This window comes from Gordonia alkanivorans NBRC 16433 (assembly GCF_000225505.1).
GTDB classification, from domain to species: domain Bacteria; phylum Actinomycetota; class Actinomycetes; order Mycobacteriales; family Mycobacteriaceae; genus Gordonia; species Gordonia alkanivorans.
Map to the genome: position 1 here is coordinate 78,805 of NZ_BACI01000097.1, position 15,998 is coordinate 94,802.

The following is a 15,998-nucleotide window of genomic DNA, read 5'->3' on the forward strand; positions in this document are numbered from 1 at the left end:
AGGATCCGGAGGTGACCACCTCCCCCGGTGCCGCGCGTCCCGCCGTCCAGCAACGATCCGGCGTGACACGCACCCGCATCCTCGACGCGGCGATCCGCGTGCTCGTCGATCGCGGCTACTCCGGTGCCAGCACCGTCGCCATCCAGAATGAGGCCGGGGTGAGCCGCGGGCGGCTGCTGCACCACTATCCGTCGCGTGATGCGTTGCTGATGGCGGCGGTCGGGCATCTGGCCAAGACACGAATCGAAGAGCTGCCCAGCCGCGTGGATTGGCCCGACGACCCGATCGCCCGCATCTCGCTGGCCACCGACGTCGGATGGTCGACGTTCCATCAGCCGTACTTCGTGGCATCGATGGAACTGTGGGTCGCCGCCCGCACCAACGAGAACCTGCGCACCGCGCTGCTGCCGACCGAACGCGAGATCGGCAAGACCGTACGCGAGGCGGTCGCCGGCTTCCTCGGACCGGACCTGACGTCGTCGCCGCGGTATGCCGACCTCTACCCGATCCTGTTCACGAGCATGCGCGGTGCAGCGACGACCTACCTGATCGATCGCCGCGACCCCGCCACCGATCCGCACCTGCCGCTGTGGAAGGACCTGACGCGGATCTACCTGATGGAGGGCTGATGCCGGGGCCGCCCCCGCCTACCTGTTCCCGCTCAATCGTTTCCGTCCCGCGGCATCGTCTCCTTCCCGCGGGCGCCAGCCTCCGAGCGGGAAGGAATCAGTCACGCGGGAATGTCGACTCGCAAGCTCCTCGGCTACTCAGCCGCCGGTCGGGAGGGCGTCGAGCAACCTGTCGACGAACACCGCCTGCGCGGGGTTGAGCTTCCTCTTCGCGGTCTCGGGGTCGAACCACTCGGCGCGGTCGATCTCCGGGAACGACTGCATGCGGCCCGACTGCGGCGGCCACGCCATCTCGAAGGCGTTGCTGACGACGGTCGTCACGTCGAGATCGCCTTCGACCGCGAACCCGATCACGACCTTCCCGCTCTTGAGTTTCACCTCGCCGAGGTCGATGTGCGGGCCGTCGGGCACCGGGCTGCCGATCTCCTCGAGGTACTCGCGTCGCGCCGCATCCCACTCCGACTCGTCGGCATCGAGCAGACCCTTCGGAATCGACCATGACCCCTCGTCGGGCTTGCGGGCCCAGATCGGGCCGCCGGGATGAGCGAGGAGGAGTTCAACGCCGCCCGAATCAGCGCGCCGGAACAGCAGGACCCCCGCGCTGCGTCGAGTCTTGGAAACGGTCACCGATACATCTTCGCGCCAAACGCCGACGGCGGGTTGTCACGCCGCGGTTCGTGACCCGGCGAGCCGACGTTCCCGGATGTCGGGAACCAGAAGCGTCAGAGCCGCGCCCACCAGGGCCAGACCCGCCAGGACATAGAAGACCGCGTCGAGGCTCCGTGGAGACCAGCAGTGTGGAACACCTCGTCAGGCATGACCGTCAATGAGGCTTGGCGTAGTTGCTCGCCCCGTAGAAGTCGACGGTGACCACCGGCTCGTCGCCGACCACCCACGCGTCGTGGCCGGACGGCAGTGACGTGATCTGTCCGGGCCCGGCATCGAACTCGGTGCCGTCGGCCATCACGATGTGCAGCGTTCCGGCCACGTGGTACTGGAAATGCGGGGCCTCGCAGAGTTCGGTACCGGCGACCGGTTTGACGTCGACCGACCATCGCCAGCCGGGCTGCAACTCCAGTCGACCGATCTCGGAATCCCCGACGTTGAGCACGCTCATCCGGCCGTGGCCGAAGGTGCGGACCTCGTCGGGTTCGGCGAAGTCGCGGTGTTCGGTGCGATGTTCGGTGCCGGTCATGATTCCTCCTACGGGTCGACATCGACGGGCACCTCTGACGGTACGAACCCGAGCTTGCGGTTCGGTCGCGGTCGGCGCACGATCCGGCGCTGGTGAGGGCATGCGGGGCGCCGCGTCCGAGACACGCCGGCGACGGAGACCGGACACCGCCCCGACCTCGCCGGAATCGGCATATCGTTGTACGCATGGCCTCCAGACTCGACCCCGAGGAATCGGCTCCCGACGACCGCATCGTCGACCCCGACGTGCCGCACGAATGGCCGCACGCGTCGGCCTTCGCCTTCGGCGATTCGACCCCGATCGGCGAGACCGACCGGCTGGTCCGTGAACGTGCGGCATACGAGGCCGCCGGCCACGCCGACCACAACCGCGGCCACGCGGTGGGCGGCTCCGACGGAAGCACCGAGGGGCAATAGATGGAGGTCTTGTCCAGCCGAGTGCTGCTGCTCTCGCCCGACCCCGAACGCCTGCAGGCCTTCTACCGTGAGCAGCTGGGCCTACCGGTTCACCGCGAGTACCCCGGCGGCATCGTGTTCTTCGCCGGTAACGGGCTCATCGAGATCTCCTCGCACATGAAGACCGACGCGCCGGACCCGTCGAGCAACGCGGCGCTCTGGCTGCAGGTGCGCGACGCCGAGGCCACCGAGAAGCAGTTCCGCGACCGTGGGGTGAGCGTCACACGCGGGCCGCGCACCGAACCGTGGGGCTTGATCGAGATGCATGCCGACGACCCCGACGGACGCCGGATCATCGTCGTGGAGATCCCCGACGATCACCCGCTGCGCAAGGACACCCGCTAGCCGGAGGGCGTCGGCGGTGATGAAACCGGCAGGACCGGGCATGACAAACTGGATCGCATGAGTTCCTGGAACGCGCCCACCTGCGCGAGCGGCCTGAACGCAACCGTCGAGCTGCCCGGTTCCAAGTCCATCACCAACCGCGCGCTGGTCCTCGCCGCGCTCGCCGACGGCCCGTCGACCGTCCGCGGAACCCTCCGCAGCCGCGACACCAACCTCATGCTGGGCGCTCTGGAGGCACTCGGTGTGCAGGTGCGCATCGACCCCGCTGCGGAGACCACCGTCTCCCTGACCCCCGGGCCGCTTCATGGCGCCGACATCGACTGCGGTCTCGCCGGAACGGTGATGCGGTTCCTGCCGCCGCTCGGCGCGCTGGCCGCCGGCCCGGTGCGCTTCGACGGCGACCCGCAGGCCCGCGTGCGGCCGCAGACCACGATCCTCGACGCCCTACGCGGGCTCGGGGTGGCGATCGAGGGAGATCGCCTGCCCTTCACCATCGACGGCACCGGGCGGGTGCGCGGTGGCGAGGTCACCATCGACGCGTCGGGGTCTTCGCAGTTCGTCTCGGGTCTGCTGTTGTCGGCGGCCCGGTTCGACGAAGGGCTGGTCATCCGCCACGTCGGACCGCCCGTCCCGTCGACGCCGCACATCGACATGACCGTCGAGATGCTGGCGACCGCCGGCGTCGAGGTCGACACCTCCGAACCCGATGTCTGGCGCGTGTCGCCCGGTCCGATCCGGGCCGTCGACTGGACCGTCGAACCCGACCTGTCGAATGCGGCCGCGTTCCTGGCCGCCGCCGCGGTGACCGGCGGAGAGGTCCGCGTGCCGTACTGGCCGGCGGTCACCACGCAGCCCGGCGCCCGCATCGCCGACGTCCTGGCCGCGATGGGATGCACCGTCGAGCACCTCGACGGCACGCTGACCGTCCGCGGCCCCGCCGTGCTGAAGGGTGTGAACCTCGACCTGCGCGACATCGGTGAGCTGACGCCGACCATCGCCGCCCTGTGCGCTCTTGCCGACGGCGAATCCGAGCTGAGCGGCATCGCCCACCTGCGCGGTCACGAGACCGACCGGCTGGCGGCCCTCACCGCCGAGATCACCCGGCTCGGAGGGACCTGCGCCCAGACCGAGGACGGTCTCCGGATCACCGGGACGAGCCTGCACGGCGGGACCTGGGAGTCCTACGCCGATCACCGCATGGCCACTGCCGGCGCCATCATCGGACTCGTGACCCCCGGCGTCGTGGTCGACGACATCGAGACGACGAGCAAGACGCTGCCCGACTTCCCCGGTATGTGGCAGCAGATGATCGGGCACCATTGAGCCGCCGGGCGGCGAGTTACGACGAATCCGATGTGAGGGTTCGTCCCGGCAAGGGCACCCGTCCTCGCACCAAGACCCGCCCGTCCCACGACGACGCCGAGCAGGGCATGGTCGTGTCGGTCGATCGCGGCCGCTGGGGTGTCGTCCTCGGCGGCGATCCTGACCGTCGCGTCGTGACGATGCGCGCGCGAGAGCTGGGCCGGACCCCCATCGTCGTCGGTGACGACGTGTCGGTGGTCGGTGATCTCTCCGGAAAACCCGACACCCTGGCGCGGATCGTGCGTGTCGCCGAGCGTCGAAGTGTGTTGCGCCGCACCGCCGATGACTCGGATCCGTACGAACGGATCGTGGTCGCCAACGCCGACCAGTTGCTGATCGTCACCGCGATGGCCGACCCGCCACCCCGTACCGGATTCGTCGAACGCGCGCTGGCGGCGGCCTACGTCGGCGGCCTGTCCCCCATCCTGTGCCTGACGAAATCCGACCTCGCCGACCCGACCGAGTTCACCGCCGCCTTCGCCGACCTCGAGCTTCCCGTCATCCGGGCCGGGCGCGACGATCCGCTCGACGAGATCCTCGCGACGCTCCGGGGCCGTATCACCGCTTTCATCGGACACTCCGGTGTCGGCAAGTCGACGCTCGTCAATCGTCTTGTGCCCGATGCCTATCGAGCAACCGGCGTGGTGTCCGGGGTGGGTAAGGGGCGGCACACCTCGACCCAGTCGGTCGCCTTGCCGCTACCCGGCGACAGTGTCCCGCGCGGTTGGGTCGTCGACACCCCCGGAATCCGGTCGTTCGGACTCGCCCACGTCGGAGCCGACGACATCGTTGCCGCCTTCGACGATCTCCAGGATGCCATCGCCGAATGCCCCAGGGGCTGTACACATCTCGGCCCGCCGGCAGATCCGGAGTGCAAACTCGACGGACTCGGGGGACACTCCTATCGTCGCGCGATGGCCGTGCGACACCTACTCGTCGCGGTCGGCGGCGGACTCAGCGCCGACGACGCCGCGCCCGAAGCTCCCGAATCGCGGCCTTGAGGCCGGTTGCCTGCGGCATCCCGGCAAAGCGCTTCTCCGACGCCGTCTCCGGCGCATCGTCGGAGGTCGCACGGAGGAACCGATCGGGCAGCGACAGCTTGTTGATCGTGCGCAGCGTCTGGAAGTACTGCACCGCAAGCGGACCCGTGGTGTAGGGCAGGTCGTACTTGTCGCACAGCGCTCGGACCCGAACGGCGATCTCGGCGTAGCGGTTGCTCGGCAGATCCGGATAGAGATGATGCTCGATCTGGTAGCAGAGGTTACCGCTGAGGAAGGCCATCGCCGGCCCGGCGTCGAAATTCGCCGTCCCGAGCATCTGCCGCAGATACCACTGCCCCTGTGTCTCGTTCTCGAGGATGTCCGCAGTGAACTTCTCTGCCCCGTCCGGGAAGTGGCCACAGAAGATCACCACATAGGCCCACAGGTTGCGGATCAGGTTCGCGGTGAGGTTCGCCGTCAGCGTGTGTGTGAAGTTCGGACCGGACAACGCCGGGAACAACACGTAATCCTTCACGATCTGCTTGCCGACCTTACGGGCGAACAACTTGAGCTGCGGTCTCGCGATCTCCTTGGGCTTGGCACCCGAGATGACGTCCTTCAGATCCAGGTCGTGCAGACCGATCCCCCACTCGAACAGCGCCGCGAGCACGACGTTGGTCAGCGGCTGCAGAAGCAGCTTGGGCTGCCACGGATCGTCCCGGGTGACGCGCAACGTCTTGTAACCGACGTCGTGATCCATGTCGAGAACGTTGGTGTACTTGTGATGGATGTAGTTGTGGGAATGCTTCCAGTGCGGCGAGGCGCACACCATGTCCCATTCCCAGGTGGTCGAGTGGACCTCCGGGTCGTTCATCCAGTCCCACTGCCCGTGCATCACGTTGTGCCCGAGCTCCATGTTCTCGATGATCTTCGAGAGAGCGAGCGCGCCGGTACCGAGCAGCCAGAGCGGCCGCGAGCGGCTGCCGAGCAGCGCGACGCGTCCGGTCACCTCGAGCGCGCGGTGCGCCAGGATCGTGCGTCGCAGGTACTTGACGTCACGCATCCCCCGATCCGCCTCGATCTCGCGGCGAAGGGTGTCGAGTTCGGCACCCAGCGCCTCCACGTCGGCGTCGGTCAGATGCGCGTACTCATTGATGTCAGTGATGGCCATTGAGCCCCATTATGCCGACCTTTTCGATTCCCTGCCCCGGCGCGGGGTCCGACCACCCGCCATCGCCGATCAGGCGGCGGCCTCGTCGTCACGCGTCGCACGCAGCGGCGTCACCACGGCACGTCCGCGACCGGCGCGACGACGCTCACGCAGCCCGGCGATGGCCGAGCGCAGTCCGCGACGGGTACCGGTCTGCTCGTCGATGGTGGCCCGCAGCCGGGCACCCTCGGGCAGCCCCTGCTTGAAGCGGCGCTCCGACGCGGTCTCCGGCGCGTCGTCGGCGGTCGCCTTGAGGTACTTGTCCGGCAGCGACAGCTTGGCGATGGTCCGCCACGTCTTGGCGTACTGCACCGGGAACGGACCCGAGGTGTAGGGCAGGTCGTACTTGTCGCACAGCGCGCGCACCTTCACCGCGATCTCGGCGTACCGGTTGCTCGGCAGGTCCGGGAAGATGTGATGCTCGATCTGGTACGACAGGTTGCCGCTCATGAACGCGAGAACGAAACCGGAGTCGAAGTTGGCGCTGCCCAGCATCTGGCGCAGGTACCACTCGGCCTGGGACTCGCTGTCGATGTCCTGCTTGGTGAACTTCTCCGCACCGTCGGGGAAGTGCCCGCAGAAGATGACGGCGTTGCTCCACACGTTGCGGATGACGTTGCCGAGCGCGGTCGCGGTGGCCGCCTTGCGGTAGGCGTTGACGTAGCCGACCTTGTGCCCGGTGGTCGCACTGACCAGCGCCGGGTAGGCGAGGTAGTCCTTGGCGACCTGCTTGCCGATCTTCGACAGCACGTCGGCGACGTCGCGCTTGTACTGTTCCCGTTCCTCCGGCGTCCGTCGCTTCTTGCCCAGCTCGAGGTGCTGCACGGCGACGCCGTACTGGAACGCCAGCGCGAGGATCGTGTTGTAGACGAGGTTGCCGTAGTTGAACGGACGCCAGCGCTGGTCGCGGGTGACGCGCAGCAGGCCGTAGCCCACGTCGTCATCCATGCCCAGCACGTTCGTGTACTTGTGATGGATGTAGTTGTGGGTGTGCTTCCAGTGCGCCGACGGGTCGGTGTTGTCCCACTCCCACGTCGAGCTGTGCACCTCGGGATCGTTCATCCAGTCCCACTGCCCGTGCATCACGTTGTGCCCGAGCTCCATGTTCTCGACGATCTTCGCCACGCCGAGCGCACCAGCGCCGGCCCACCAGAGCGACTTCTTGGTGGAGCCGAAGAGCAGTGCGCGTCCGGCGAGCTCGAGGCCACGCTGGAAGCGAATGGTGTTGCGGAGATAGCGGGCGTCACGTTCACCCCGGCTGGCCTCGACCTCCGCGCGGATCGCATCGAGCTCGGCGCCGAGTGCCTCGACGTCCGCCTCGGACAGGTGTGCGTATTCGGGGATGTCCGTGATCGCCATACGTGTGGTCCCTTCGCAGGTGGGATGGGTCTCGGTGGGGGTCGACGACGACCTCTACACCGACCGGCTCACGCCGGATCTTCCGACCCTTACGTTTCCGTAACTTACGCAAGCGTAGGTTACGGGGCGCGGGTGTGTCCAGCGGTGAGCCGCCCTGACGGCACGGTTTTTTGCGCGGGGGGTCGACAGGCTCAACCGGCAGGGTGGGCTCGACCGGCGGAAACCGGCGGGATCAGCTGTCCGCGGCCTCACGGTAGTCGTCGATGAACAGCTCGAAGCCGATGAGATCCTCGAAGACACCGTCGGAGCGGGCGGCGAGCTTCTGCCTGCTGACCTCGCGGAAACCGGCTGCGCGGGCGAGCTTCTTGCTGCCCTCGTTGCTGTCGGCGGCGAACAGCGTCAGCCGCCGGAAACCGAACTTCTCGAACGCATATCGCACGGACGCCGGAAACGCTTCTGCCAGCACGCCTTTCCCGCGCGCTTCGGGATGGGTGTAGAAGCCGGCCTCGGCGCCGGTGACCTCGTCGATGTGCAGGAGGGTGATGTCGCCCAGGTAGTCGTCGGTCTCGAGGTCGGCGACGGCCCATGTGCAGGTGACGCCCTGCGCAGCGGTCCACCACTTGCGCAGACGTTCGGCCGCCGCGTGTTCGAGCTCCAGCGGGTCGGGCCGCGCGAAGAGGTACTTGCGGGAGGTCGGGTCGTCGAGGGTCTCGCGGATGCGTGGGTCGTCGTGCTCCGCGAGGGGCCGGAGGCGGAACCGCTCGGTCTCGAAGACGTCGGTGCGCCACTCGGTCTGCGGCTCCCGTGCGTCGTCTGCTCGCAGCGAGCCGACCCACGCGTCACGGATGTGGCCGCGGACCTCGACCCCGTCCGGGACCGCGGCGTCGAGCCGGAATCCGCAGGAGTGCGCGACGCGCAACGCGTCGATGTTGCCGGCGACCGTCGTCCAGCGGACGACCTCCTTGCCGGCCTCGGTGAAGGCATAGTCGACCGCGAGCAGGACGGCGCGTTTCATCACGCCCCAGCCGCGGGCGTCGGGATGGAGGTCGTAACTGAGCCTGCTGAGCGGGCCCTCCCCGGCGAGGTCGACGGTGCCGACGAACCTGCCGTCGAACTCGACGGCCCACAACATGCGGGAGCCGTCCGCCCAGGACCTGGGTGCATAGTCGAGGGCGAATCTCTCGGCGGCGGCGCGACTGTAGGGCGCCGGGACGGGTGTCCACCGCATCATGGCCGGATCGGCCGCGAGCTCGACCATGCGATCGAGATCTCGGGGCTCATGAGGCCGCAGTGTCACCCCGCCGTCGGTGAGAACGGGGACGTTTTCGGGAATCCGGACCGCGGCTTTCACCGGTCAGCCCTCGGGCCGAACGGGACGGGTCCCAGCACTGTGACCAAGCACGTTTTCGAGCGTACCGGCAATTCCCGGGGCATCGCCGGGTCATAGACGAACAGCCAGGTCAGACGTCCAGCGTGCAATCCCCGGCGGCCGCACTGACGCACGTCTGGATACGCTCACCCTCGACGTGTTCGACGCCGGACCGCAGATCTCGCACGCAGCCCTTGTCGAGCATCACCACGCAGCTCTGGCAGATGCCCATCCGGCAGCCGAACGGCATGATCGTGCCCGCGGCCTCCCCGGCCTCCAGAAGGGTGGTCGCGCCGTCGACCTCGGCGGTCTTGCCCGAGCGCTTGAACGTCACCGTGCCGCCCTGGGCACCCACCACACCGCGTTCGAGGGCGAACCGCTCGATGTGCAGCCGCTCGCCCAGGTCGGCGTCGGAGTAGAGACGATGCAGGCCGTCGAGGAACCCCGCCGGTCCACATGCCCAGGTCTGACGCTCGCGCCAGTCGGGACACAGGCTCGGCAGCGACTCCGGGGTGACCTGTCCGTCCGTGCGGGTGTACTGCACGTGCAGGTCGACGAGACCCGACGACGCCATCGCCTCGAGTTCGTCGGCGAACAGCAGGTCGGTCTCGGAGGGCGTCGAATGGATCAGCCGGATATCGGTGTTCTGCTTCCGCTGTCTGACCGTGCGCAGCATCGAGATGATCGGGGTGAGGCCACTGCCGGCGGTCGCGAACAGGATCTTCTCCGGCAGCGGGTCGGGCAGGACGAACTCGCCGCGGGGCGCGGCGAGACGGACCACGGTGCCCGGCGTCAGGCCGTTCACGAGGTGGGTCGACAGGAAACCCTCCGGCATCGCCTTGACGGTGATCGCGATGGTCTTGTCGTTCGCCGACGCGTCGGGGGTCGAGGTGAGCGAGTACGAACGCCACGTCCATCGACCGTCGATCAGCACGCCGATACCGACGTACTGGCCGGGCGCGTAGTCGAACGAGAACCCCCAGCCCGGACGGATCCGGATCGTTGCGGTGTCCTCGGTCTCCCCCCTCACCGAGATGACCTTGCCCCGCAGCTCACGGGCCGACCACAGCGGGTTGGCGAGATGCAGGTAGTCGTCGGGGAGCAACGGCGTCGTGATGCGGGTGACCGCCGCACGAACCCACTGCGCACCGCGGCTACGCGCCGCGACCCCGGCCACCGGTTCTTCGAATCGCTCGAGCAGACCCAACTCACACACCGCCTTCAACGTCTCCGAACACTCTAACCTACGCAACCGTAGGTTAGCGCCATCCAGGATCTCACACGAGTATCAGAGCAGTTCGAGGAGAAACGGCAGCTCCTGGGTGGCGTACCAGGCGAGGTCGAAGTCCTCGATGTCGCCGACGGCCAGTTCGGCGTCCAGGTCACCCATGTCGGCGGCATCGATGACGACGACAGCGGCGCGAACCTTGTCCTCCGCCTCCTTCACGTCGACGTGGACCGAGGCGACCGCCGAGAGCGGGATCGTCCCGCCGACCTTGACCACGGCATCGTCGAGATCGGGACGGAGTTTGACGTCCTCGACGTCGGCGGCGACGACCACGCGGCGCGGCGGCAGCGAAGGGGTCACGCCCGGCTTCGTCAGCGCCTCGTCGGCGGCGAGATCGCGCTCGGCCTCGGCGTCGCCGGATTCCGGCGCCTCCCCGGCCAGGAGACGCAGCGACGCCCGCGCGGCCTCGCGCATCGCGACCTCCGAGAGCTCCTCGTCGTCGCCCGCGACGAACGCCTCGCGCAGAGCCGGGGTCAACGCGAACCCGGTTCCGCCGATCGGACGGAACTCGCCATCGGAGTTGAGCTCCATCAGCATTGCCAACGTCGCCGGCAGGTAGACCCTCATTCGACCATCGCTCTCATAACGACCCCCGCTCCTGGCGGTCCGATTGCGGTACCCGCTCACCTTAGCCGCGCCCCCGACTCAGTCGGTGATCAGCAACTCCTCGAAGGACTCGGTGACGTAGTCCGCCAGCACGGGCAGGTCGGAAATGACCCCGCGGTCGGCCATGAACGAGAACTGCAGCCGGTCACCGTATTCGACGACGCTGACCGCAAGCGCCCGCTGCGAGACGAGAACCGGGATGTAGAAGATCTCGCGGACCGGCACGCCGAGCACGAACCGGTCGGCGACCGGGGAAGTGCTCATCGCCACCGGGACGTTGTACGCGCGACTGTCGAGCGACCGGAACGCGCGGGAGCTGAAGTCGGCGAAGGGCACCATACCCAGCTCCGGGAACAGCGGGCTCGGGCCCGTGCTCATCCGCCGCGACGACTGCGCATAACGCTCGGCGAGGCCCGCCACCTGGGCGAGACGCACCGTCGGATTCGACTCCCCGACAGGCAGGTCCGTCACGAAGCTCGGTTTGCCGAGGTTGATCCAGCCCGGTTCGGCCCCCGCCTCGACCTCCACCCCGGGGTCCCGCGGCGACAGCGGGATCACCACGCGGACGGTGTCGGCAGGCACCGCCGCCGGGTCGACGGACAGCATCCATCGCCGCACCACCCCCGAGATGATGGCGAGTTCCACGTCGTTGACGGTGCAGTTGTGGTGTTCGGCGATCTTGGCGCAGTCGCGCCGCGGCACCGACGCCGTGGTGAAGGTGCGGGTGGTCGTGCCCGTGTTGTTGAGTGGGCTGCGAGGAGCGGAGTCGGTGAGCTGGCCGACGACGTCACCGGCCCGACGGACGGTTCTGCCGACCACCGAGCGCACCTCGGAGACCAGACCGTTGCCATGCACCATGGTCTCGACGAGATCGCCCGGACGGGCCATCGCCTCGGCGAGTGCACCCACGACCAGGTTCGCCGATCCCGGCGGCGACCCGGGCATCCACAGTTCCTCGGGCAGCTGCTCCGGCTCGTCGGTGAGGTCGCAGATGACCTCGCTGATCTCCGGATCGCCCGAAGAGTCGATCAGGCACCGGTGCGACTTGGTCAGGATCGCGAGCCTGCCGTCGGCCAGGCCCTCGATCAGGTACATCTCCCACAGCGGCCGGGTGCGATCCAACGGCCTGGACATCACCCGGGAGATGAGCTCGGCGAGGTCCGCGGGACCACCCGGCCGCGGCAACCCCGAGCGCCGGATATGGAAGTTGATGTCGAAATCCCGGTCGTCGACCCACACCGGGCGGGCCAGTCCGAGCGTGACCTCACGGACCACCTGCCGGTACCGGGGCGCCAGCTGGAGCCGGTTCTCGACCAACGACACCAGCGACTGGTAGTCGAGCGCGGGTCGACGGGTCGCCGAAGCCGTGCCGTTCTCCCCGGGCGTCGGGTCGCCGGACTTCTTCCCCTCGCCGACACAGGGGTCCACGACCAGCAACGCCCCGAGATGCGTCGTCGACCGGGAATCGTCGAGGAAGTAGTACATCGCGTCGCGCGGCGACAAACGGTTCACCACGCCGCCGATCCTAGCCGTTCGGCTGCGTCGGGGCCGGACTCGACGGGCTCAGCAGAACTCGAGCGCCACGAGCTGCCAGCGGTATTCGACCTGGCCGAGACCGGTTCGCGGGCCGGCGCCGCCGGGCCGCGGATCGTTCCCGCGCACACGGCGCGGCTTGCGCTCCACGCGCCCGGCGAAGGCGCGGACGCGCCCACCGCTGAGGTAGGAGCCGAACACCTCGGCAGCACTGGTGTCGCACAACTGGACGTGCACGCGCTGGAGGACCGTACCGCGAGCGGGTGGACCTCCAGGGGCACCGGCGGTTTCGGCCACACGGAAGGCGTCGTGACGAACCAGCGCCGCCACCTGATCGACGATCGACGGCGACACGGAGTCACCGAGGTGCGCGATCCCTCGTCGACGGTCGATGACCTCGAACAGCAGTCGCGACGTGGCGACGGTGAACCGCCGGGCCTCCACCGCGGCGGTCAGGGTCTTGCGTGACGGTCCCGCATCGGGACGCGGCCCCGGGAACACGGCGCGTACCGACCCGGAACCGACCGCCCCGGCACCCATCGCACCGGGGCCGGCCGGCTCATACGTCGGGGCGGGCAGTACCCGAACCCGCGTCGTCCGTGTGGAGACGGGAGGAGGGGAGGTGAGTGTTTGCATGGAGATTGGACGCAGCCACTCCCCGTCGGGTTCCGCTTTCTCCCGGATTTTTTCAGCGGCGCTGTTTCTTGGCCTTCGGCGGCTTCGGACGGCTGCCCTTGGTGTTCGCCCGCGCGGCCGCGCGGCGCTCGCGCCGACTGGCCGAGTCGGCGGCACCGGCCAGTTCCTCCTCCTCGGAGTGGACGACCGTGCCACCACCCTCGTCGGGTCCGGAGAACGTCATCGGCACATCGCCGCCGGAGGCCCGGGAACCACGCAGCGCTGCGGGCACCTGCGAACCGGAGTCGGCCGCCGGCGCGGGCGCACCTGCACCGACCGCGGCACGCAGGTCGGCGGCGGTGGGCAGCGGCGCCTGCGGTGCCGGCTGCCCGGTCTGCACCTGGGCGTTGAAGAGGATGCCGAGTGCTTCCTCTTTGAGACCCTCGAGCATGCCGGTGAACATGTCGAAGCCCTCGCGCTGGTACTCGACCACCGGGTCGCGCTGCGCCATCGACCGCAGGTGGATGCCCTCGCGCAGGTAGTCCATCTCGTACAGGTGGTCGCGCCACTTGCGGTCGAGGACGCTCAGCAGGACGCTGCGCTCGAGCTGGCGCATCGCGCCCTCGCCGGCGATCTCGTCGATGGCCTTCTCGCGCTTGTCGTAGGCGGCCTTCGCATCGTTGACGAGGGTCTCGCGCAGCTCTTCGGCTGAGATGTCTTCGCGCTCACCGTATTCCGTCTCGTTGACGACCTCTTTGGGGTCGAGTTCGATCGGGTACAGGGTGCGCAGCGCGGTCCACAGCTCGTCGAGATCCCAGTCCTCGGCGTAGCCCTCTGCGGTCGCGCCCTCGACGTAGGCGCTGACCACGTCGTCGATCATCTGCTTGACCTGCTCGTGGTGATCCTCGCCCTCGAGGATCTGGCGGCGCTCGGCGTAGATGATCTTGCGCTGCTCGTTCATGACCTCGTCGTACTTGAGGACGTTCTTGCGCATCTCGAAGTTCTGCTGCTCGACCTGGGTCTGAGCGCTACGGATGGCCTTGGTGACCATCTTGGCCTCGATCGGCACGTCGTCGGGCAGGCGACTCATGATCGCCTCGAGCGCACCGCCGTTGAAGCGGCGCATCAGTTCGTCGGCGACGGACAGGTAGAACCGCGACTCACCCGGATCGCCCTGACGACCCGAACGGCCGCGCAGCTGGTTGTCGATACGGCGGGACTCGTGGCGCTCGGTGCCGAGCACGTACAGGCCACCGGCCTTGCGCACGGCCTCGGCCTCCTCGGCGGCCTCGGTGCGCGCGACCTCGATGGCCTCGTCCCACGCGGCCTCGTACTCGTCCGGGGTGTTCACCGGGTCGAGTCCGGCCTTGCGCAGGCGGGTGTCGGCAATGATGTCCGGGTTGCCGCCGAGCACCACGTCGGTACCTCGGCCGGCCATGTTGGTGGCCACCGTGACCGCCCCGAGGCGGCCCGCCTCGGCGATGATCTGGGCTTCCTGCTCGTGGAACTTGGCGTTCAGGACGCTGTGCGGGATCTCGCGCTTCTTCAGCTGACGAGACAGGTACTCCGAACGCTCGACGCTGGTGGTACCGATCAGCACCGGCTGGCCGATCTCGTGACGCTCGACGATGTCGTCGACGACCGCGGCGAACTTCGCCTCTTCCGTCTTGTAGATCAGGTCGCCCTGGTCCTTGCGGACCATCGGCCGGTTGGTCGGGATCGGCAGCACACCGAGCTTGTAGATCTGGTCGAACTCGGCGGCCTCGGTCTCGGCGGTACCGGTCATGCCCGACAACTTGTCGTACAGGCGGAAGTAGTTCTGCAGGGTGATCGTGGCGAGGGTCTGGTTCTCGGCCTTGATCTCCACGCCTTCCTTGGCCTCGATCGCCTGATGCAGGCCCTCGTTGAAGCGTCGGCCGTCGAGCACACGACCGGTGAACTCGTCGACGATCAGGACATCTCCGTTGCGGACGATGTAGTCCTTGTCGCGCTGGAAGAGCTCCTTGACCTTGATCGCGTTGTTCAGGTAACTGACCAGGGGCGAGTTGGCCGCCTCGTACAGGTTGTCGATGCCGAGACGGTCCTCGACGAACTCGACGCCGGCCTCGTGCACGCCGATCGTCTTCTTCTTGATGTCGACCTCGTAGTGGACATCCTTCTCGAGCAGCGGCGCGATACGCGCGAACTCGGTGTACCACTTGCTCGACCCCTCGGCGGGGCCGGAGATGATCAGCGGGGTGCGGGCCTCGTCGATGAGGATCGAGTCGACCTCGTCGACGATCGCGTAGGCGTGGCCGCGCTGGACGAGGTCGGCGAGCGAGTGCGCCATGTTGTCGCGCAGGTAGTCGAAGCCGAACTCGTTGTTGGTGCCGTAGGTGATGTCGGCGGCGTAGGCCTCGCGGCGCGCGGCCGAGGACATCCCGGTGAGGATCACTGCGGTCTCGAGGCCGAGGAAGCGGTGGACGCGTCCCATCCACTCCGAGTCACGCTTGGCGAGGTAGTCGTTGACGGTGACGACGTGGACGCCCTCGTCGGACAGCGCGTTGAGGTACGCCGGGAGCACACAGGTGAGGGTCTTGCCCTCACCGGTCTTCATCTCGGCGATGTTGCCGTAGTGCAGCGCCGCGCCACCCATGATCTGGACGTGGAAGTGCTTCTGGTCGAGCACGCGCCAGGCCGCCTCGCGGGCCGTCGCGAAGGCCTCGGGCAGCAGTTCGTCGAGCGTCGCACCATCGGCGATACGTTTCTTGAACTCGTCTGTCTTGGCTCGCAGTTCGGCGTCGGAGAGCGCCTCGAACTCGTCGGACAGCGCCTCGACGTGCGACGCGATAGCGTCGAGTCGCTTGACCATGCGGCCTTCGCCGACACGCAACAGCTTGTTCAGCACCGTGGATCGAGTCCCTCACCTGTAGAAAACACACGGAATCCGGCCCGTGCGAACGCACAGACCGGATCCCATGGTAGCGAGGTGAGCTGAGCAGACCCTGATCGACCGGCACGTAACCGAGACGACTTCATCGTTCGGATTCGTCCGCGGCCGTCCGGAACCGCT

15 protein-coding genes are annotated in these 15,998 nt (G+C 68.0%); 5 read left to right on the plus strand and 10 right to left on the minus strand.

Going from position 1 to position 15,998, the window contains the following annotated elements; all coding sequences use genetic code 11:
* Window positions 1-11: 11 nt before the first annotated feature.
* Window positions 12-629, plus strand: coding sequence for a TetR/AcrR family transcriptional regulator (locus GOALK_RS17305; protein WP_006360138.1), 618 nt, complete (start codon window positions 12-14; stop codon window positions 627-629).
* Window positions 630-767: 138 nt separating this feature from the next.
* On the opposite strand, the gene GOALK_RS17310 is transcribed toward GOALK_RS17305, so the two are convergent.
* Together GOALK_RS17310 and GOALK_RS17315 are read right to left on the minus strand one after the other, a co-directional pair.
* The gene (locus GOALK_RS17310) at window positions 768-1,256 is read right to left on the minus strand and encodes an NUDIX hydrolase (protein WP_006360139.1); all 489 of its coding nucleotides are present in this window, start codon (window positions 1,254-1,256) and stop codon (window positions 768-770) included.
* Window positions 1,257-1,452: 196 nt separating this feature from the next.
* Window positions 1,453-1,824: a cupin domain-containing protein gene (locus tag GOALK_RS17315; protein ID WP_035755066.1), complete on the minus strand. Its 372-nt coding sequence runs from the start codon at window positions 1,822-1,824 to the stop codon at window positions 1,453-1,455.
* Between the two features lie 185 nt (window positions 1,825-2,009).
* On the opposite strand from GOALK_RS17315, the gene GOALK_RS17320 reads away from it, so the two are divergent.
* The 4 genes from GOALK_RS17320 to rsgA are packed head-to-tail and all read left to right on the plus strand — an operon-like array spanning window position 2,010 to window position 4,987.
* On the plus strand, window positions 2,010-2,240 hold the full coding sequence (locus tag GOALK_RS17320) for a hypothetical protein (RefSeq protein ID WP_006360141.1): 231 nt from the start codon (window positions 2,010-2,012) through the stop codon (window positions 2,238-2,240).
* Window positions 2,241-2,624: a VOC family protein gene (locus tag GOALK_RS17325; RefSeq protein WP_006360142.1), complete on the plus strand. Its 384-nt coding sequence runs from the start codon at window positions 2,241-2,243 to the stop codon at window positions 2,622-2,624. It abuts the gene before it with no gap.
* A gap of 57 nt (window positions 2,625-2,681) precedes the next feature.
* Window positions 2,682-3,947: a 3-phosphoshikimate 1-carboxyvinyltransferase gene (aroA, locus tag GOALK_RS17330; RefSeq protein WP_006360143.1), complete on the plus strand. Its 1,266-nt coding sequence runs from the start codon at window positions 2,682-2,684 to the stop codon at window positions 3,945-3,947.
* The gene (gene rsgA / locus GOALK_RS17335; RefSeq protein ID WP_006360144.1) at window positions 3,944-4,987 is read left to right on the plus strand and encodes a ribosome small subunit-dependent GTPase A; all 1,044 of its coding nucleotides are present in this window, start codon (window positions 3,944-3,946) and stop codon (window positions 4,985-4,987) included. Before aroA ends, rsgA begins: the two co-directional genes overlap by 4 nt.
* On the opposite strand, the gene GOALK_RS17340 is transcribed toward rsgA, so the two are convergent.
* The 8 genes from GOALK_RS17340 to secA form a co-directional block, all read right to left on the minus strand.
* Window positions 4,941-6,137: a fatty acid desaturase family protein gene (locus tag GOALK_RS17340; protein ID WP_006360145.1), complete on the minus strand. Its 1,197-nt coding sequence runs from the start codon at window positions 6,135-6,137 to the stop codon at window positions 4,941-4,943. The two genes, rsgA and GOALK_RS17340, sit on opposite strands and share 47 nt — an antisense overlap.
* A 69-nt stretch (window positions 6,138-6,206) precedes the next feature.
* Entirely contained in the window at window positions 6,207-7,535 is a 1,329-nt protein-coding gene (locus GOALK_RS17345; protein ID WP_006360146.1) for a fatty acid desaturase family protein, read from the minus strand.
* Window positions 7,536-7,767: 232 nt separating this feature from the next.
* A complete protein-coding gene (locus GOALK_RS17350) occupies window positions 7,768-8,886 on the minus strand; it encodes a GNAT family N-acetyltransferase (RefSeq protein WP_006360147.1) in 1,119 nt (372 codons plus the stop codon).
* Between the two features lie 109 nt (window positions 8,887-8,995).
* Window positions 8,996-10,111 carry a ferredoxin reductase gene (locus GOALK_RS17355; RefSeq protein ID WP_040004317.1) on the minus strand — a complete coding sequence of 372 codons (1,116 nt, stop codon included), beginning with the start codon at window positions 10,109-10,111 and terminating at the stop codon, window positions 8,996-8,998.
* A gap of 81 nt (window positions 10,112-10,192) precedes the next feature.
* A complete protein-coding gene (locus tag GOALK_RS17360; RefSeq protein WP_006360149.1) occupies window positions 10,193-10,759 on the minus strand; it encodes a DUF6912 family protein in 567 nt (188 codons plus the stop codon).
* Between the two features lie 78 nt (window positions 10,760-10,837).
* Entirely contained in the window at window positions 10,838-12,313 is a 1,476-nt protein-coding gene (locus tag GOALK_RS17365; RefSeq protein ID WP_006360150.1) for a wax ester/triacylglycerol synthase domain-containing protein, read from the minus strand.
* Window positions 12,314-12,361: 48 nt separating this feature from the next.
* Window positions 12,362-12,967 (minus strand): Rv3235 family protein, encoded by a 606-nt coding sequence (locus GOALK_RS17370; protein ID WP_006360151.1) that lies wholly within the window; start codon window positions 12,965-12,967, stop codon window positions 12,362-12,364.
* A 52-nt stretch (window positions 12,968-13,019) separates the two neighbouring features.
* Window positions 13,020-15,833, minus strand: a complete 2,814-nt coding sequence (gene secA / locus GOALK_RS17375) for a preprotein translocase subunit SecA (RefSeq protein ID WP_006360152.1) — start codon at window positions 15,831-15,833, stop codon at window positions 13,020-13,022.
* Window positions 15,834-15,998: the final 165 nt, after the last annotated feature.

What these genes read in the sequence shown, in the direction of transcription:
- GOALK_RS17315 (WP_035755066.1), bottom strand. Translation starts at nt 1,824, where the DNA reads ATGACCGGCACCGAACATCGCACCGAACACCGCGACTTCGCCGAACCC.
- GOALK_RS17320 (WP_006360141.1), top strand. Translation starts at nt 2,010, where the DNA reads ATGGCCTCCAGACTCGACCCCGAGGAATCGGCTCCCGACGACCGCATC.
- GOALK_RS17325 (WP_006360142.1), top strand. Translation starts at nt 2,241, where the DNA reads ATGGAGGTCTTGTCCAGCCGAGTGCTGCTGCTCTCGCCCGACCCCGAA.
- aroA (WP_006360143.1), top strand. Translation starts at nt 2,682, where the DNA reads ATGAGTTCCTGGAACGCGCCCACCTGCGCGAGCGGCCTGAACGCAACC.
- GOALK_RS17340 (WP_006360145.1), bottom strand. Translation starts at nt 6,137, where the DNA reads ATGGCCATCACTGACATCAATGAGTACGCGCATCTGACCGACGCCGAC.
- GOALK_RS17345 (WP_006360146.1), bottom strand. Translation starts at nt 7,535, where the DNA reads ATGGCGATCACGGACATCCCCGAATACGCACACCTGTCCGAGGCGGAC.
- GOALK_RS17360 (WP_006360149.1), bottom strand. Translation starts at nt 10,759, where the DNA reads ATGAGGGTCTACCTGCCGGCGACGTTGGCAATGCTGATGGAGCTCAAC.
- GOALK_RS17370 (WP_006360151.1), bottom strand. Translation starts at nt 12,967, where the DNA reads ATGCAAACACTCACCTCCCCTCCTCCCGTCTCCACACGGACGACGCGG.